Annotated in this window: 16 protein-coding genes; 7 read left to right on the top strand and 9 right to left on the bottom strand. The window is 72.6% G+C overall.

The features are described 5' to 3' along the window. Positions 1–68 precede the first annotated feature (68 nt). On the top strand, positions 69–509 hold the full coding sequence (locus IE170_RS12600) for an ATP-binding protein (protein ID WP_223856372.1): 441 nt from the start codon (positions 69–71) through the stop codon (positions 507–509). 85 nt (positions 510–594) lie between these two features. Here the strand turns inward: IE170_RS12600 and IE170_RS12605 are convergent, their stop codons facing one another. Both IE170_RS12605 and IE170_RS12615 read right to left on the bottom strand, forming a co-directional pair. Next, positions 595–1,209 (bottom strand): hypothetical protein, encoded by a 615-nt coding sequence (locus tag IE170_RS12605; protein ID WP_223856371.1) that lies wholly within the window; start codon positions 1,207–1,209, stop codon positions 595–597. Positions 1,210–1,524: 315 nt separating this feature from the next. Further along, positions 1,525–2,466 (bottom strand): S1 RNA-binding domain-containing protein, encoded by a 942-nt coding sequence (locus tag IE170_RS12615; RefSeq protein WP_229884701.1) that lies wholly within the window; start codon positions 2,464–2,466, stop codon positions 1,525–1,527. 334 nt (positions 2,467–2,800) lie between these two features. On the opposite strand from IE170_RS12615, the gene IE170_RS12620 reads away from it, so the two are divergent. From IE170_RS12620 to IE170_RS12640, 5 genes are all read left to right on the top strand, one after another. Continuing rightward, complete coding sequence (locus IE170_RS12620) at positions 2,801–3,439, top strand: class I SAM-dependent methyltransferase (protein ID WP_189809417.1); 639 nt, start codon at positions 2,801–2,803, stop codon at positions 3,437–3,439. Between the two features lie 127 nt (positions 3,440–3,566). Further along, positions 3,567–3,767 (top strand): ferredoxin, encoded by a 201-nt coding sequence (locus IE170_RS12625; protein WP_189809418.1) that lies wholly within the window; start codon positions 3,567–3,569, stop codon positions 3,765–3,767. Beyond that, the gene (locus IE170_RS12630; protein WP_189809419.1) at positions 3,731–4,267 is read left to right on the top strand and encodes an NUDIX domain-containing protein; all 537 of its coding nucleotides are present in this window, start codon (positions 3,731–3,733) and stop codon (positions 4,265–4,267) included. The genes IE170_RS12625 and IE170_RS12630 overlap by 37 nt, the downstream gene beginning before the upstream one ends. 136 nt (positions 4,268–4,403) lie before the next feature. Beyond that, positions 4,404–5,819: a cytochrome P450 gene (locus IE170_RS12635; RefSeq protein ID WP_189809420.1), complete on the top strand. Its 1,416-nt coding sequence runs from the start codon at positions 4,404–4,406 to the stop codon at positions 5,817–5,819. 7 nt (positions 5,820–5,826) lie between these two features. Continuing rightward, on the top strand, positions 5,827–6,060 hold the full coding sequence (locus IE170_RS12640) for a hypothetical protein (protein WP_189809421.1): 234 nt from the start codon (positions 5,827–5,829) through the stop codon (positions 6,058–6,060). Between the two features lie 19 nt (positions 6,061–6,079). On the opposite strand, the gene IE170_RS12645 is transcribed toward IE170_RS12640, so the two are convergent. Next, entirely contained in the window at positions 6,080–7,534 is a 1,455-nt protein-coding gene (locus IE170_RS12645) for an MFS transporter (RefSeq protein ID WP_189809489.1), read from the bottom strand. Between the two features lie 259 nt (positions 7,535–7,793). On the opposite strand from IE170_RS12645, the gene IE170_RS12650 reads away from it, so the two are divergent. Next, positions 7,794–9,872 (top strand): S9 family peptidase, encoded by a 2,079-nt coding sequence (locus IE170_RS12650; protein ID WP_189809422.1) that lies wholly within the window; start codon positions 7,794–7,796, stop codon positions 9,870–9,872. 80 nt (positions 9,873–9,952) lie between these two features. Here IE170_RS12650 and IE170_RS12655 read toward each other — a convergent pair whose 3' ends face one another. The 6 genes from IE170_RS12655 to IE170_RS12680 all read right to left on the bottom strand — a co-directional run bounded on the left by IE170_RS12655 (position 9,953) and on the right by IE170_RS12680 (position 16,683). Continuing rightward, on the bottom strand, positions 9,953–10,975 hold the full coding sequence (locus tag IE170_RS12655; protein WP_189809423.1) for an ABC transporter ATP-binding protein: 1,023 nt from the start codon (positions 10,973–10,975) through the stop codon (positions 9,953–9,955). Continuing rightward, on the bottom strand, positions 10,972–12,015 hold the full coding sequence (locus tag IE170_RS12660) for an ABC transporter ATP-binding protein (protein WP_189809424.1): 1,044 nt from the start codon (positions 12,013–12,015) through the stop codon (positions 10,972–10,974). Before IE170_RS12660 ends, IE170_RS12655 begins: the two co-directional genes overlap by 4 nt. Then, positions 12,015–13,001: an ABC transporter permease gene (locus IE170_RS12665; protein WP_189809425.1), complete on the bottom strand. Its 987-nt coding sequence runs from the start codon at positions 12,999–13,001 to the stop codon at positions 12,015–12,017. Before IE170_RS12665 ends, IE170_RS12660 begins: the two co-directional genes overlap by 1 nt. Beyond that, entirely contained in the window at positions 12,998–13,945 is a 948-nt protein-coding gene (locus tag IE170_RS12670) for an ABC transporter permease (RefSeq protein ID WP_189809426.1), read from the bottom strand. Before IE170_RS12670 ends, IE170_RS12665 begins: the two co-directional genes overlap by 4 nt. Positions 13,946–13,983: 38 nt before the next feature. Beyond that, positions 13,984–15,726 carry an ABC transporter substrate-binding protein gene (locus IE170_RS12675; protein ID WP_189809427.1) on the bottom strand — a complete coding sequence of 581 codons (1,743 nt, stop codon included), beginning with the start codon at positions 15,724–15,726 and terminating at the stop codon, positions 13,984–13,986. A gap of 237 nt (positions 15,727–15,963) precedes the next feature. After that, complete coding sequence (locus tag IE170_RS12680) at positions 15,964–16,683, bottom strand: GntR family transcriptional regulator (protein ID WP_189809428.1); 720 nt, start codon at positions 16,681–16,683, stop codon at positions 15,964–15,966. Between the last annotated feature and the right edge of the window lie 23 nt (positions 16,684–16,706).

Raw genomic sequence — 16,706 nt, forward strand, 5'->3', positions numbered from 1 at the left:
GTACCGCCACCGCCTGTAGGCGCTCCGTGTCTTACCGAGCGTAAGCAGCCCCCGGAAGCCTGTGCCCCATGAACAGCGAAACTTCCCCCGCACAAGCCACCCTCGAATTCTCGATGCGTTTCACGTCCTCGCCCCGCGGCGCCCGCCTGGCCCGTCGGCTCGTCTCGCACTGCCTCACCACGTGGGGCCACCCGTACGCCTCCGCGGCCAACCAGAAGCTGACGCTGATCGTCGCCGAGCTCACCGGGAACGCGGTCCGTCACGGCCACGTCCCCGGACGGGACTTCCACATCCGGCTGACCGGTTCGTCCGACACCCTGCGCATCGAGGTCACCGACACCCGCACCGAACGCGTACCGCTGCTCCCCGCGCAAGAGCCGCGCGAGGACGCCGAGTCGGGGCGCGGGCTGCTCGTCGTGGCACGGCTGGCGAGCCGCTGGGCGGTGGTGCCGCGGGTCGGTGCGCCGGGGAAGACGGTCTGGGCGGAGGTGTGCCTTTCAGGCTGTTGACCGGCACGCCCTCCCCCACCGCTCCGCCCGCCGGGGGCCGGGCGGGGCGGCCGGGGCGTCGACTCCCCAGAGCATGTCCGGCCGATCATGCGCCAGGCTGTGCGGACGTACGCGGGTCGGAGCCGGCGATACGTTCGGCGAACCGGCGGACCTGGTCCTCGACGGGTTCGTTCCCGGTGACGGCCATGGTGTAGTGGCGCCACGCCGTCAAGTGGAACGAGTCCTCGACGCGGAACCTCATCGTGATGTAGGCCTTCTCGCCACGGCCGCCGACAGAAACGCCGAGGCCCGGGGGCGGGGGCGGGCAGTTCCAACGCCGGTACCAGTCGAGGACGGCCAGCTCCCGGGCAAGGAGGCGTGCGGCCGTGTCGACCGGTTCCTCCCAACTGTGGTCGGCGACGAAGCGGTCCAGCTCGGCGTCGTACAGTTCTGCGTCGAAGTGGGAGTCCGGTGGCAACCGCACCCGGATGTCGTCGGTGTTCTCCCACGTCCACACCACCAGACCGCCACACCGCTGGATGGTCACGAAGACGCCTCCGCAGCAGCCGGTATCGCAGTAATTGTTCGACAGCTCGACCCGCCGCGGTTCACTGCCCGCCCTCAGCGGCCACGTTCCGGGCGGGCCGATCAGCATCTCGTGAAAGAGGCTCGAATCGCTCTCGGGGTGGATCGACTCCACGACGTCCACCCCGTCGATCATCAAACGGATCCGCGCCGACGGCCGCCATGACCCCGGATGCGCGGGGAGATGGCGAAGGGAAAGGACGTTGAACGGGCTGGAATGCTCCACCGGCCCATGATCACACCTCCAGAACCGAGGCAGCCAGACACCCACCGTTCCGCCGCGGGGCGTTCCAGCCCCTCGTCCCCCTTTGGGACGGCGGGGGCCGGCGGCGGGTCGGTGCGGGCACCGGCCGCGTGCTGGTGAGCGCGCACGATGGTGGAGTCGACCGCCCTGCTGGAGCAGACGCTCCCAGGTGCCGTCGGCCGACCACAGGCGGTGGCGTTCCTGCCGTCACATGGCCGGCACGACACCTTCGTGCCGGCCACCCTCCGGTCTGGAGAGGAAGACCCGGCGGGTTAGCAGCTCGATTTCCGTGACGACCACGGCGATCTCTCCGACCTCGAAGTCTTCCACCGGACTCACCGCTGGCCGGCCGTGGGCTTCTCTGAAGGGGGCCAGCCCGACAATCCCGTCCCCGAGGTCGACGAAGACGCCGAAGGGAAGCACCTTCTCAACCGTCCCGCGGAGTTCCTGGCCCACTGCTGTGCGGTCGGCGAAATCCTGAAGAGGGTCAGGTTCCAGTGCCTTCAAGGACAGCCTGTCCTCTGCGTTATAGGTGTCGAACCGGAGGAACTCGCACGAGACACGCTGGCCTGCCTGAACGACATCGGTGGCAGCGTCGATGTGCCGCCATGACGGTTCGGGGACGACGATGAACCCGACACCGGGTAAGAGGGGATGGGCAGGCCCGTCGTCCAGGGCTGCGAAGACCCCGAATCGTTCGATCGCCGCAACGGTGCCGGACAGGATGTCGCCGCAGTGCAGGGACTCCAGGAACGCCCAGAGTTCCGGGCTCTCAGACTGCCAATCCGGACACCCAGCCGCACACGAATTCGCTCGTTCACGCCCGGATCCGGCCACCAGCCCGTAGCTTGATTCGCTCAAAGCACCTGCCCTCACCCAGGAGTTCCCTGTGACCCACCCGCCCGGCGGCAGCCGGATAAAGGCGCGCTGCGCAGGCGCATTCGCTGCCATGGCCATCGTCCTGTCGCTCGCCGCATGCGACCCCGCGGCGTCCGGCACCGTCCCGAGCACCAGCGGTACGGCGAGCGCGCCGGTGACCCCGTCGGGGACACCGACTTCGAGCCCCACCCCCACCCCCACCCCCACCCCGAGCGCCGCCCCGAGCACGGCTTCGCCGACGCCGTCGGCCCCGCCGTCCGCCGAGCCCACCGCCAAGGCTCCGGCACCGGCCCCGCCCGCCCCCTCGCGCACACAGGCGCCCGCGCCGGCGCCCACGAAGGCGGCAACCGACTGCTATCCGAAGTCCAACGCCGGGAACTGCTACAGGGCGGGCCAGATCTGCCGAAAGGCCGACGTCGGCACCTCCGGCCGCGACGCCAACGGCCGCACCATCCACTGCCGTGAGGACAGCAGCGTCGGCCAGCGCTGGGGGTACTGACCGAAAGCGCACGGTCGTCCACGCACTGCCCCGGCAGCGGCCGGTCTTCCGGGAAGAGTTCCCTCACGACCGTGAAGGGCGACCACCCCGCGAGGAGGCCACGACATGAGCGATGCGTCCTGGGAGAAGTTCGGGCACCTGCCGGCAGCCGAAAAGCCCTGGGAGCGGTTCTCCTGGACGCAGTACGGCGGCGACCACGGGCCCGGCCTCGAAATCCTGCACACCGGGCCCGGGAAGCGCGTGCTGGAACTGGGCATGGGCAAGGGCGACAACCTTGCCCTCGTCGCGCGGACCGGGGCCTCGGCCGTCGGCGTCGACATCTCCGCCCCGCAGATCGAGGCGGCCCTCGAGCGGTTCGGCGGTCTGATCGAGGCCTGCCACGGGCGCGCCGAGGAGTACCTGAGCGGCCGGGAGGCGGAGTTCGACAGCATCTACTCCGTCTTCGGCGCGGTCTGGTTCACCGATCCCGCCGTACTGCTGCCGCTGGTCCGCCGGGCCCTGAAGCCCGGCGGCCGGTTCGCGTTCTCGCACCTCCCGCCGTCCGGCGAGTGCCCCGGCCCGCACGAGTACGACCTGTACGGCCCGGGCGACGAGCTCCTCGCCATCACCCGGTGGTGCTTCCGCCCCTACATGTGGGAGGAGAAGCTCCGCGCCGCCGGTTTCGCCTCGGCCTCGGGTCAGCGGCTTCCGTGCCCGAAGGACCGGCAGACGATCGGCACGCTCATCGTGCAGGCGACGGCATGAGCATCGGCCCCCTCGCCCGTCAGGGTGAATGGGCGGGCGACTCGCCCGGGGGTGGGGCGGGGTGCGGGCGATCATGGGTTGCGTGTGCACGCGACCGCGTGCCGGCGGAGCTCCGGAGGGCGGATCCATGGCCGACAGGATCACCATCGACACCGACGTCTGCATCGGCAGCAGCCAGTGCGCGCTCAGAGCGCCCGCGGTGTTCACCAGTGACGACGACGGCTTCGGGATGGTCATCCCGGGCCGCGAGGACGGCGGCGGCGACCCGATGCTGAAGGAGGCCGCCCGCGCATGTCCCGTACAGGCGATCACACTCCCCGGCACGTGACCTCGGGCTGGCTGCCCGCCGAGGAGTTCGCCGCGACCCTGCCCAAGGCCAGCGCGTTCGGCTGCCTGTTCTTCACCGACGAGGACGACCGGCCCGTGCAGCTGCGGGCCGTGTACTCGCGCAGCCACCCCTGGCAGTGGCCGGGCGGCTGCATGGACGAGGGCGAGCGCCCGTGGGAGACCGCGCTGCGCGAGTGCCGGGAGGAGACCGGCATCGTGTACGAGGGCCCCCGGCGGCTCCTGGCCACCGTCTTCGGGCTGCCGGGGAAGGAGTGGCCGCTGAGCTCCATCGGGTTCGTCTTCGACGGGGGGCGGTTGACCGCCGAGCAGCTCGACGGCATCGTCCTCGACCCGGCCGAGCACGACGACGTGCGCGCGCTGCCGCTGGAGCGGTGGCGGCCGCTGATGCCGCCGCGGGACTTCGAGCGGCTCGAGGCCGTCATGGAGGCCCGGCGGGCCGGGACCGCCGCGTACTTCGACACCTGGGACTGGGACGACTGACGCCGCCGTCCGGATACCGCCCACACGGCGATTTTCGGCCAGCCAGGGCAGCGGATCGGGCCCCTCCGCCCGGGGACGGGGCAGAATCAGCAGGCCGGAACAGGTCCGGCAGGGGTACGGAGTCGAGGGGGCGGCCATGGCCACAACGGGCACGGGGACGAGCACGGGAGCGAGCAGCGACACCGGCGCGAGCCCCGGCCGGCGGGTGCCCGTGCTGGCCGGGAATCCGCTGCTCGGCTCCCTCTCGGAGCTCACGTCCGACGCTCTCGGCACCTACCTGCGGGCCCACCGCGAGCACGGCGACGTCGTCCGGATCTCCGCGGGCCCGCCCGGGCTGCGCCAGGACCTGTACTGCGTCTTCTCCGCGGAGGGCGCGCAGCAGGTCCTCGCGTCGGAGTCGGCCAACTTCCGCAAGGACAACCCCTTCTACCAGGAGATCCGCGACTCCTTCGGCAACGGCCTCCTCACCAGCCAGGACGCGGACTACCTGCGCCAGCGGCGCCTCGTGCAGCCGCTGTTCACCAAGCGGCGCGTCGACGGCTACGCCGCGGCCGTCGCGGCGGAGGCCCGTACGACGGTCGCCGCGTGGGAGCGGCTCCCGGACGGCGTCGTCGACGTCTCCGAGGCGATGATGCAGCTCGCGCTGCGCGCGGTCGCGCGGATCCTGTTCGGGACGGACGTCGACACCACCGTCGACGTCGTCGACCGCTGCTTCCCCGTGATCACGGAGTACGTGCTGCGCCGCGGCTATTCCCCCGTCAACATCCCGCGGACCTGGCCGACGCCCGGCAACCGGCGGGCGGCGGAGGCGCTGGACGAGCTGTACGGGGTCTGCGACCGGATCATCGCCGAGCGCCGCTCCGGCGGGGAGGACGCGCAGGGTGAGGACCTGCTGGGGCTGCTGTCCGCGGCGTCGAGTTCCGAGGACGGCGCGTTCGACGCCGCCGAGCTGCGCGACCAGGTGCTGATCTTCCTGCTCGCGGGGCACGAGACGACGGCGACGTCCCTGGCGTACTCGCTGCACCTGCTGGCCCTGCACCCGGAGCAGCAGGCGCTGGCCCGGGAGGAGGTCGCCCGTGTGCTGGCCGGCCGGGAGCCGGAGGCGGCCGACCTGGAGCGGCTGCCGTACCTGACGCGGGTGCTGAAGGAGGCGATGCGGCTGTACCCGGCGGCGCCGGTGATCGGCCGCAACTCCGTTGCCGCGACAGAGATCGGCGGGTACGCGGTCCCGGGCGGCGCCAACGTGATCCTGGCGCCGTGGGTCACGCACCGGCACCCCCGCTACTGGCCGGACCCGGAGCGCTTCGACCCGGACCGCTTCACCCCGGAGGCGGAGGCGGGCCGGCCCCGGTACGCCTGGTTCCCGTTCGGCGGCGGGCCGCGCGCGTGCATCGGGCAGCACTTCTCGATGCTGGAGTCGGTGATCTCGCTCGCGGAGCTGCTTCGGGCGTACGAGTTCGAGGCGGTCGACCGGGACGTGCCGCTGAGCGCGGGCATCACCCTGCGCACGCACGGCGCGCTCCGCTGCCGCGTCCGCCGCGCGGCCGGCTGAGGGGTCCGTGGCCGCGCTCGTGTACTTCCGGAAGGTCTTCGAGACCGAGGGGCTCGTGGAGTACGAGTTCGGCGGCGACCCGGACGCCTCCGGGCGGCGGCTGGCCGTGGACAAGGCGTCCCGCACCTCGACGGTGCGGGACGGGCGGGTCGACCACGCGTTCCTGCTGGCCTCGCGGAAGCTCCGCGTGCTGTACGCGGAGCGGGGCGTGTGGCCGGAGCGCGGCATGAGCGCGACCTGACTACGGGTGCGGGCGCCCGTCAGGCCCCCGCCGACGTCGGCTGCTTGCGGCCGCGGAGGCGTTCGAGGTCGGAGGGGCGGACCTTGATGGCGAACACCGCGATGAGCGCGCCGACCAGGGTGAACGCGGCGGCGACCACGAACGCCGCGTTCACGCCGGCGGTGAGCACCTGGTCGCCCCAGGGGTCGGGCAGCCGGCCGGTGCGCCGGAAGGCGAGGAGCTGCTCCGGGGTGGCGGTGGCGAGGAAGTCGCGGGCCTGGGCGCGGCCCTCGCTGCGGCCGGCGGTGCCGAAGACGGTGACGAGGACGGACAGGCCGAGCGAGCCGCCGACCTGCTGGGTGGCGTTGAGGAGCCCGGAGGCGGCGCCGGATTCGCGGTCGGTGACGTGGGACAGCGCCATGAGGGTCAGGGACACGAACTGCAGGCCCATGCCGAGGCCGAAGAGGAGCATCGGCCCGAGGACGCTGCCGAGGTAGGTGGAGTCGGCGTCGGCCCGCGTCAGCCAGGCCAGGCCGGCGGAGCAGCACAGCGCGCCGGTGACCATGAACGGTTTGGGGCCGCGGACGGGCAGCAGGTGGGAGGTGATGCCGGCGCCGACGGCGATGATCGCGCTGACCGGCAGGAACGCGAGGCCGGCCTCCAGGGGGCTGAAGCCGAGGACGTTCTGCACGTAGAGGGTCAGGAAGAAGAACATGCCGAAGATCGCGCAGGCGAGGAAGAGCATGATGCCGTAGGTTCCGGCCCGGTTGCGGTCGGCGAACATGTGCAGCGGGGTGATGGGCTGCGTCGAGCGCCTCTCGTTGGCGGCGAACAGCGTCAGCAGCACCACCGCGGCGCCGAACGAGGCGAGGGTGAGCGGGTCGCGCCAGCCCTCCTGGGCGGCGCGGATGAATCCGTACACGAGGGACGCCATGCCGAGCGTCGACAGCAGGGCGCCGGCGATGTCGAAGTGCCCGGGGTGCCGCTCGGACTCGTGCAGGACTCGGGCGGCGAGGACGGCGATCAGCACGGCGATGGGGACGTTGACGAAGAGCACCCAGCGCCAGTCGAGCCACTCCACGAGCATGCCGCCGGCGAGCAGTCCGATCGCGCCGCCGGCGGCGGAGACGGCTGCGAAGACGCCGAAGGCCCGGCTGCGGGCGGGTCCTTCGCGGAACGTGGTGGTGATCAGGGCGAGCGCGGTCGGGGAGGCGATGGCTCCGCCGGCTCCCTGGAGGGCGCGGGCGGCGAGCAGTTGGCCCTCGTTCTGGGCGAAGCCGCCGAGCAGCGAGGCCAGCCCGAAGAGCAGGACGCCTGCGATGAAGACGCGTTTGCGGCCGAGGATGTCGCCGGCCCGGCCGCCGAGGAGGAGCAGTCCGCCGAAGGTCAGCGTGTAGGCGTTGACGACCCAGGCGAGGCTTTCGGTGGTGAAGCCGAGGGCCGTCTGGATGTGCGGCAGGGCGATGTTCACGATCGTGATGTCGAGGACGACCATGAGCTGGCACGAGGCGATGGTGAAGAGGGCGAGCCCGCTGCCGTTGCCGCGGCCGCCCGCGCTGCCGGTGCCGCTCGTGCCGCCGCCCGCGCCGCCTGAGCCGTCTCCCGCGCCGTCGGTCCCCTTGCCGGGTACTGCGTTGGGGTCCACCCTGCCGACGCTAAACCTGCTACCTCCGGTACACCACTCGAATGGCCTAAGCGAACACCACCGAACGCCACATGTACAGTGTGCCATTTCACATGGCACACTCCCCTCCATGGACGATTTCCTCCGGCTCTCCACCACCACCGGCCGCTTCGCGTACGGCGCACCGCGCGCCTTCTCCTTCGGCGACGACGGCCGGCTCCTCTGGTTCCTCCGCTCCACCGGCCCCACCGACCCCCGCGACTCCCTCTGGGTCCTCGACACCTCCACCGGCACCGAGACCCTCCTCGCCGACCCGCGCCGGCTCGCCCCCGAGCCCGGCCCCCTCCCCGAGGCCGAGCGCCGGCTGCGCGAGCGGATCCGGCTCACCGCCGCCGGCATCGGCGGGTACGCCCTCTCCGGCGACGGCCGCCACGCCGTCTTCGCCCTGTACGGCACCCTCTACCGCGTCTCGTACGCCGGCCCCGGCGCCCCCGCAGCACCGCCGACCGAGGTCCCCACCGCCGGGCCCGCCTTCGACCCGCGCCCCAACGGCGACGGCTCCCGCACCGCCTACGTCGCCGGCGACGCCCTGTACACCTCCCCGGGCGGCCGCGTCAGCCCAGCCGACGGCGCTCGCTGGGGCGTCGCCGAGTTCGCCGCCGCCGAGGAGCTCGGCCGCGACCGCGGCCACTGGTGGTCCCCCGACGGCGTCACCCTGCTGGCCGCCCGCGTCGCCGAAGGCGCACTCCAGCGCCGCCACTTCGCCGACCCGGCCCACCCCGAGCTGCCGCCCGAGGACTTCGCCTACCCGGAGGCCGGCGGGCCCAACGCCGACGTCCAGCTGTGGGTGCTCGGCCCGGGCGGCCACCGCGTGCGCATCCACTGGGACACCGGCCGCCACCCCTACCTCTCCGACGCCTGCTGGGAGTCCTCCGAGGAGATCCTGCTCACCGTCCAGGACCGGCTCCAGCAAGACGTCCTCCTGCTCGGTGCCGACCCCGCCACCGGCCGCACCCGCGAGCTGTCCCGCACCACCCACCCCCAGTGGGTCGACCCGCTCCCCGGCACCCCGGCCCGCCTCCCCGACGGCCGGATGCTCACCGCCGCCGACACCCCCGACGGGGCCGCCCGCACCCTCGCCGTCGACGGCCGGCCGCTGACCGGCGACGGCGTCCAGATCCGCTGCGTCGTCGGCCTCCACCAGGGCCGCCTGCTCGTCGAGGCCGGCCTGCGCGACCCCGCCGAGCAGCAGGTGCTCCTCCTCGACCCCGACTCCGGCGCACACACCGTCCTCGCCGACGACACCGGCGTCCCCACCGTGCACACCGCCGTCGCCTCGGCCGGATCGCTGCTGCTGACCGCCGCCAACCGCGACGGCATCCGCCGCACCCTGCACACCGCCGACGGGCGGCAGTTCACCCCCGGCGACCTCTCACAGCCGATGCCGTACCGGGTCGCCCCGCTGCTGGAGCGCGTCACCGAGCACGCCGTCCCCACCGCGCTCGTCCTGCCCCGCGGGCACGTCCCCGGCAGGCGGCTGCCCGTCCTCGTCGACGGCTACGGCGGGCCCGGCTTCCAGGACGTCAGCGCCGAGCCGCGCCGCTGGCAGTACCGCCAGTGGTGGGCCGACCAGGGCTTCGCCGTGGTGACCGTCGACAACCGCGGCACCCCGTACGTCTCCCCCGCCTTCACGCACGCCATGTACCGCGGCTTCTCCGAGGTCACCCTGGAGGACCAGGTCGCCGCCCTGCAGGCGCTCGGCGCCCGGCACCCCGACCTCGACCTGGGCCGCGTCGGCGTCCGCGGCTGGTCCTACGGCGGCTACCTGGCCGCGCTCGCCGTGCTGCGCCGGCCCGACGTCTTCCACGCGGCCTCCGCCGGGGCCGCGCCCACCGACTTCCGGCACTACGACACCGCGTACACCGAGCGCTACCTCGGCCTGCCCCAGGACCACCCCGAGGTCTACGAGCGGGACTCGCTGATCCCCGACGCGCCGAAGCTGACCCGGCCGCTGCTGCTCGCCACCGGCCTCGCCGACGACAACGTCCACCCCTCGCACACCCTGCGCCTGTCGCAGGCGCTGACCGACGCGGGCCGCCCCCACCAGCTCCTGGCCCTGCCCGGCGTCACCCACATGACCCCCGGCGGCGTCAAGGAGAAGCTGATGGCGCTGGAACTGGAGTTCTTCCGCCGCGAACTCGCCGCCTGAAGCCGCACGGCCGGAAACGGCGAAGGGCCCCGGAGCCGATCGTGTCGGCGCCGGGGCCCTCACCTTCCCGGGTTCACCCGTCAGTCACCCGGGAAGTGGCAGGCCACCTCGCGGGAGGCGGCGATCCGCAGCAGGGGCCGCTCGGTGCGGCACACCTCCTGCGCCTTGGGGCAGCGCGGGTGGAAGGAGCAGCCCGGCGGCGGCGCGGCCGGGCTCGGCGGGTCCCCCAGCAGGACGATCCGCTCCCGCCGCCGCTCCGCCGCCGGATCGGGCAGCGGTACGGCGGACAGCAGCGCCCGCGTGTACGGGTGCTGGGGGGCGTCGTACAGGTCGCGCTTCGCGCCGATCTCGACGATCCGGCCCAGGTACATGACCGCCACCCGGTCGCTGACCCGCTTCACCACGGACAGGTCGTGCGCGATGAACACGTACGACAGCCCGAGCTCCTCCCGCAGCCGCTCCATCAGGTTGACGATCTGCGCCTGCACGGAGACGTCCAGCGCGGACACCGGCTCGTCGGCGACGATCAGCCGCGGCCCGGTGGCCAGGGAGCGGGCGATGCCGATGCGCTGCGCCTGCCCGCCGGAGAACTCGTGCGGGTAGCGGTCGATGTGCTCGGGGATCAGGCCGACGAGCTCCATCAGCTCGGCGGCGCGGCGCCGGGCGTCGGCCGCCGACCAGCCCTGCACGAGCAGCGGGTCGGAGATGATCCGCGAGACGGTCTGGCGCGGGTTCAGTGAGGAGTGCGGGTCCTGGAAGACCATCTGGACGTCGCGGCGCAGGGGCCGCAGGGCGCGCTGCGACAGGCGGGTGACGTCCCGGCCGTCGAAGACGACCGAGCCCGAGGTCGGCTCCAGCAGGCGGACGAGCATCCGGCCGGTCGTGGACTTCCCGCAGCCCGACTCCCCGACGAGTCCGAGGGTCTCCCCCGCCGCCAGGTCGAAGGAGACCCCGTCGACGGCGCGGACCGGTGCGCCCCGGCGGCCGGTCGCGGAGCGCCGCCCGGGGAAGGCCATGGCCAGGTCGCGCACCGACAGCAGGGCCGCCGGGCCGGCCTCGGCCGGGCTCCCGGCGGGCGGCGCGGCGTGGGTGGGTGTGGTCATCGGGCCGCCTCCTCGGCGATGGGGGATCCGGCGTAGTGGCAGGCGGCCGCCCGGCCCGGGAGGTCCCCGTACGGCAGGAGCGGCGGCCGCTCCTGCGTGCAGCGGTCCCTGGCCACCGCGCAGCGCGGGGCGAAGGAGCAGCCGGGGGCGGGGGCGAGCAGGGAGGGCGGTGAGCCGGGGATGGCGCGCAGCGGGCCGTCGTCGCCGTCGTCCGCGAGGCGGGGCATGGAGTCGAGCAGGCCGCGGGTGTAGGGGTGGGCGGGGTCGGCGAACAGGGTGTCGACGTCGGCCTGTTCGGCGGCCCGGCCGCCGTACATGACGAGCACCTCGTGGGCGACGCGGGCGACGACGCCCAGGTCGTGGGTGATCATGACGATGCCGAGGCCGCGGTCCTGCTGCAGGCGGGCGAGGAGTTCGAGGATCTGCGCCTGCACGGTGACGTCGAGGGCGGTGGTGGGCTCGTCCGCGATGAGCAGGTCGGGCTCGCAGGCCAGCGCCATGGCGATCATGGCGCGCTGGCGCATGCCGCCGGAGAACTGGTGCGGGTACTCGCCCGCGCGGCGGGCCGGTTCGGGTATCCCGACCTCGCCGAGCATCTCGACCGCGCGTTTGCGGGCGGCCGCGCGCCCGCTGCGGAAGTGGACGCGGACGTGCTCGGCGATCTGCTCGCCGACGGTGTAGTAGGGGTGGAGGCTGGAGAGCGGGTCCTGGAAGATCATGGCCATCTTCCGGCCGCGGAGCCGGGACAGCTCCTTCTCGGACAGCCCCGTGAGCTCCTGTCCGGCGAGGCGTACGGAGCCCTCGACGTCGGCGCCGCGGTGCAGGCCCATGACGGCGAGCGAGGTGACGGACTTCCCGGATCCGGATTCGCCGACGATGCCGAGGGTGCGGCCGGACTCGACGGTGAAGTCGAGGGAGTCGACGGCGCGGACGGGCCCGCGGGGGGTGCGGAAGGTGACGCCGAGGCCGCGTACCGCGAGGAGCGGCGCGTCGGCGGTGCGGGTGGCGTCGGGAGCGTCGGTGGCGTCGGTGGCGGCCATCAGTACCTCACCCTCGGGTCGACGACGGCGTACAGGAGGTCGACCGCGAGGTTGGCGACGACGATGAAGAACGCGGCGAGCAGGGTGACGCCGAGGACGACCGGCTGGTCGGAGCTGACGAGTGCGCCGTAGAACAGCCTGCCGATGCCGGGGAGTCCGAAGATGGACTCGGTGATGACGGCGCCGGCGAGGAGTCCGCCGAGGTCCATGCCGAAGATGGTGAGGATCGGCGTCATGCCCGAGCGCAGGCCGTGTTTGACGACGACGGTGCGTTCGGGCATGCCCTTGGCGCGGGCGGTGCGGATGTACGGCTCGGCCATGGCCTCGATCATGGATCCGCGGCTCTGGCGGGCGTACATGGCGGCGTAGAGCAGGGCCAGTGCGGTCCAGGGCAGCAGGAGGTTGGAGGCCCAGCCGAGCGGGTCGGAGCCGAAGGGCGTGTAGGTGGGGTACGGCAGCAGTCCGGCGATGCGGATGACGCCGTAGATCAGCATCACGGAGGTGAAGTACACCGGCAGGGAGGCGGCGGCGACCGCGCCGACCATGAGGGCCTTGTCGGTGGCGGTGTCCTTGCGCAGGGCGGCGGTGACGCCGGCGCCGAGGCCGAGGACGAGCCACAGGGCGGCCGCCCCGAGGGCGAGGGAGGCGGAGACGGGCAGGCGGTCCATCAGCAGGTCCCACACGGGCAGGGAGTTCTCGTACGAGTAGCCCAGGCAGGGGAAGTCGCAGCGGACGGCGTACTGGCCGGTGCCGAGGGTGCGGCCGGTGAAGATGCCGGTGAGGAAGTCGGCGAACTGCCGCCACAGGGGCAGGTCCAGGCCGAGGTAGGCGCGGACGTCGGCGATCCGCTCGGGGCTGCACGTCTTGCCGCAGGCGGCCGCCGCGGGGTCGGAGGGAAGGACGTAGAAGATGAGGAAGGTGACGGCGGCGATGGCCAGGAGCACGCCTGCGAGGGCGAGCAGCCGGCGGGCGAGGTAGAGGATCAACTGCGGCTCCCCCTCGGGTCGAGGATGTCGCGCAGGGCGTCGCCGAGCAGGGTGAAGGCGAGGACCGCGAGGAAGAGGAAGGTGCTGGGGATCACGAAGTACATCGGGTCGGTCTCGTAGTAGGCCACGGACTCGGCGATCATCTGGCCCCAGGAGGGGGTGGGCGGGCGGACGCCGACGCCGAGGTAGCTGAGGGCGGCCTCGGTGCTGATCATGCCGGGAATGAGCAGGGTGGTGTAGGCGATGACCGGGCCGGAGACGCCGGGGAGGATCTCGCGGGTCAGGATCCGCCAGGAGCCGGAGCCGGCGACGCGGGCGGCGTCGACGTACTCGCGGTGCTTGAGGGAGAGGGTCTGGCCGCGGACGACGCGGGCGACGCCGGGCCAGCCGAAGACGCCGATGACGGCGGTCATGAGGACGATGCGGTTGACGTCCTTGGCGACGGACAGCATCGCGATCATGAAGATGAGGGACGGGAAGGACATCGTCAGGTCCATCAGGCGGGACAGGACGGCGTCGGTGCGGCCGCCGAAGTAGCCGGCGGCGATCCCGGCCGCGGTGCCGGTGACGACGACGATCGCGGTCGCGGCGAACGCGATGAGCAGGGAGACCTGCGCGCCGGTGACGACGCGGGCGAACAGGTCGCGGCCGGTGACGGGTTCGACGCCGAGCCAGTGCTCGGGGCTGATCCCGCCGAAGGAGCCGAGGGGGAGGCCGCCGAGGTACGGGTCGACGGCGGACTTGTCGAACTCCTCGGGGGACCAACCGCCCAGGGCGCCGAGCCAGGGTGCGGTGGCGGCCATCAGGACGAAGAGGGTGACGACGCAGAGGCTGATGCGGACGGCGGGGCGGCGGCGGAGCTCCCGCCGGGCGAGCTGCCAGGGGCTGCTGCCCGGGGGGAGCGTCTCGGCCGTCGCGGCCTCGGGGGCTGCGGTGGCTGTCATGGGTGTCGTGGGTGTCGTGGCTCGGGTCCCGCGGCCGCTCAGCCCTGGCTCTTCGAGGGGTCCTTGAGGCCGACGGTCGCGTAGTCGATGGTGCCGGTCCACACGGGGTGGCCGAAGGCGCCGGCGATGTTGGTGCCGACGAGGAGGGGCTTGCGCTCCAGCAGGACGGGGATGGAGGGCGCCTTCTTCATGATCTCGGCGTCCAGGTCGATCCAGGCCTGGTTGGCCTGCTTGGCGTCGGCCATGGCGTTGATCTCGTCGATGCGCTTCTGGACGGCCTCGTCGCGGAACTGGGCGTAGTTCCCCTGGTTGCCCTTCTCCTTGACGGTGCGGCCGTCGAAGACGAACGGGATCCAGGTGGAGCCGGAGGGGTAGTCGGGGCACCAGCCGGTGAAGGTCATGTCGGGGGTGGTGGAGAGGTCGCCGATGACGTCGTAGTAGGCGCCGGGGTCGACGGTGTCGATGACGACCTGGACGCCGGCGCGGGCCAGGCCCTGCTGGATGGCCTCGGCGGCGCCCTTGTCGCCGGTGGAGACGGAGAGGGAGACCTTCAGGCTCTCCTTCCCGGCGGCCTTGAGGAGCTCCTTGGCCTTGGCCGGGTCGCCGGCCGGGGCGATCTTGAGGGTGTCGGCCTGCTTGCCGCCGGTGAGGGCGGGCGGGAGGTAGGCGGTGGCGATCTCGTTGAGGGCGGGGCCGCCGCCCGCGGTGATGACCGCCTCCTTGTCGAGGGCGTAGTGCATGGCCTCGCGGACCTTCGGGTCGTTGAAGGGGGCGCGGGAGTTGTTCAGGTGCAGCATCGTGGTGCAGCCCTGGGACTCGGCGAGGAGGCGGGACTTGACGTCGGGCTTCGGCAGCACCTTGGGGGCGCTCTCGGGGCGCATGTCGGAGTACTGCACGGCGGAGGCGTCGGCGCCTTCGGAGGCGATGATGCGGTCGTCGATCTGGCCGCCCTTGAGGCCCATGACGACGACGAACTTGTCCGGGTAGGCCTTGCGGACCTGGTCGGTCGCGGGGTCCCAGTGCTCGTTGCGGACGAGGACCAGCTGCTTGTCCCGGTCGTAGGTTTCGATCTTGTACGGGCCGGAGGAGAACGGGCGGGCGTCGTACTGGGTGCCCTTCTCCTGGGACTGCGGGACGGGCGCGAAGGTGGGGAGGGTGGCGGTCGCGGAGAACTCGGCGACGGGCCGCTTCAGTTCGAAGACGATGGTGCGGTCGTCGGGGGTCTTCACGGAGTCGAGGTGCTGCCCCTGGAGCGGGCCCTTGTAGTTCTCGCCGCCGGCGAGGTACTGGGCGGCGTAGTCGGGGCCGCCGGTGAGGTCGGGGGCGAAGGACCGCTCGACGTTGTACTTGATGTCCTGGGCCTTGATCGGGGTGCCGTCCTCGTACTTCAGGCCCTCCTTCAGGGTGAAGGTCCAGGTGCGGCCGCCGTTGGAGGGGGTGCCGAGGTCGGTGGCGAGGTCGGGGACGAGCTCACTGCCGGCCTTGCCGGGCTCGGCCTTGAAGGTGACGAGGGTGCGGTAGAGCAGCCGGGTGCCGAAGTCCATCGCCGGCATCGTCCAGTTGCGGGCCGGGTCGAGGTGGGAGAAGTCCTGGTTCGACAGGACGGTGAGGGTGCCGCCCTTGACCGGCGTGCCGCCGAGGACCTTGCCGTCGTTGGCGGCGGCGGGGTTGGCGGCGCCCTTGTCGGCGGAGCCCTTCTTGGGGTCGGAGCATCCCGTCGCGCCGAGTGCGATGGCCGCCACCAGGGCGGTGGCGAGGGCGAGTTGGCTGCGCTTGGTCATGGTCACTCCAGTGAAGGGCCGCGCTCTATGATGTGACCGGTAACATAGTAATGTGAAATTGCACTGACAAGGGATCGGAACCGCCGTTATCCAGCCGTGTCCAAATCCGGCGGGAGGCCCTCCGCTCCAAGGGGCCGTCGGCACACCCGGGCAGGCGTGTGGCGCGCTGCTCCGGCTCCCCGGCGGGCGGGCACGCCGGACACGCGGCCGGCCCTGCCGGCCGGCAGGGCCGGCAGGTCAGCCGGTGAGGCCGGAGCCGAGGCCGCCCGGCGCGGGGCGGCCCACCGGCTCGTCGCGGCCCTCCGCCCACAGGGAGCGGACGTGGCCGAGGTGGCGTGCCATGCACGCCTCGGCCGCCTCCGCGTCGCCCGCGATCATCAGGTCGAGGAGTTCGAGGTGCTCTTCGGCGGAGGAGGTCAGCTTGCCCGCCTCGTCCAGGCCCGTGAGCCCGTAGAGGCGGGAGCGCTTGCGCAGGTCTCCGACGGTCTCCACGAGGCGCTCGTTCCCGGCGAGGCCCAGCAGTGTCAGGTGGAAGCGGCGGTCCGCCTCCAGGTAGCCGATGAGGTTGTGCTCGCGGGCACTGGTGACGATCTCCTCCGCGATCGGGCGCAGGGCCTCCAGCTGCTCGCGGGTGGCCATCCGGGTGACCTTGCCGACGGTCGGGACCTCGATCATCGTGCGGAGTTCGGTGTACTGGTCCAGGTCGCGTTCGCTGACCTCGGTGATCCTGAAGCCCTTGTTGCGGACGGGCTCGACCAGGCCCTCGCGGGCGAGGTCGAGCATGGCCTCGCGGACGGGGGTGGCGGAGACGCCGAGCTCGGCCGCGAGGCCGGGGGCCGAGTAGACGCTGCCGGGGCGCAGTTCGCCCGCTATCAGGGCCGCTCGGAGGGCGTGGCCGACCTGGTCGCGGAGCCGCTCCTGGGCCTTGATGAGACTGTGCTGCTTCAGGTCACCCATTGCTTGTCCTCCGAGAGATCGCA

The organism is Streptomyces toxytricini (assembly GCF_014649915.1).
GTDB classification, from domain to species: Bacteria; Actinomycetota; Actinomycetes; order Streptomycetales; family Streptomycetaceae; genus Streptomyces; species Streptomyces toxytricini.

Excerpts from the sequence above, each read along its gene's own strand:
- IE170_RS12670 (WP_189809426.1), bottom strand. The coding sequence starts at position 13,945 with ATGACAGCCACCGCAGCCCCCGAGGCCGCGACGGCCGAGACGCTCCCC.
- IE170_RS12600 (WP_223856372.1), top strand. The coding sequence starts at position 69 with ATGAACAGCGAAACTTCCCCCGCACAAGCCACCCTCGAATTCTCGATG.
- IE170_RS12605 (WP_223856371.1), bottom strand. The coding sequence starts at position 1,209 with ATGATCGACGGGGTGGACGTCGTGGAGTCGATCCACCCCGAGAGCGAT.
- IE170_RS12630 (WP_189809419.1), top strand. The coding sequence starts at position 3,731 with ATGTCCCGTACAGGCGATCACACTCCCCGGCACGTGACCTCGGGCTGG.
- IE170_RS12660 (WP_189809424.1), bottom strand. The coding sequence starts at position 12,015 with ATGGCCGCCACCGACGCCACCGACGCTCCCGACGCCACCCGCACCGCC.
- IE170_RS12650 (WP_189809422.1), top strand. The coding sequence starts at position 7,794 with ATGGACGATTTCCTCCGGCTCTCCACCACCACCGGCCGCTTCGCGTAC.
- IE170_RS12645 (WP_189809489.1), bottom strand. The coding sequence starts at position 7,534 with ATGGTCGTCCTCGACATCACGATCGTGAACATCGCCCTGCCGCACATC.
- IE170_RS12620 (WP_189809417.1), top strand. The coding sequence starts at position 2,801 with ATGAGCGATGCGTCCTGGGAGAAGTTCGGGCACCTGCCGGCAGCCGAA.
- IE170_RS12655 (WP_189809423.1), bottom strand. The coding sequence starts at position 10,975 with ATGACCACACCCACCCACGCCGCGCCGCCCGCCGGGAGCCCGGCCGAG.
- IE170_RS12675 (WP_189809427.1), bottom strand. The coding sequence starts at position 15,726 with ATGACCAAGCGCAGCCAACTCGCCCTCGCCACCGCCCTGGTGGCGGCC.
- IE170_RS12625 (WP_189809418.1), top strand. The coding sequence starts at position 3,567 with ATGGCCGACAGGATCACCATCGACACCGACGTCTGCATCGGCAGCAGC.
- IE170_RS12680 (WP_189809428.1), bottom strand. The coding sequence starts at position 16,683 with ATGGGTGACCTGAAGCAGCACAGTCTCATCAAGGCCCAGGAGCGGCTC.
- IE170_RS12635 (WP_189809420.1), top strand. The coding sequence starts at position 4,404 with ATGGCCACAACGGGCACGGGGACGAGCACGGGAGCGAGCAGCGACACC.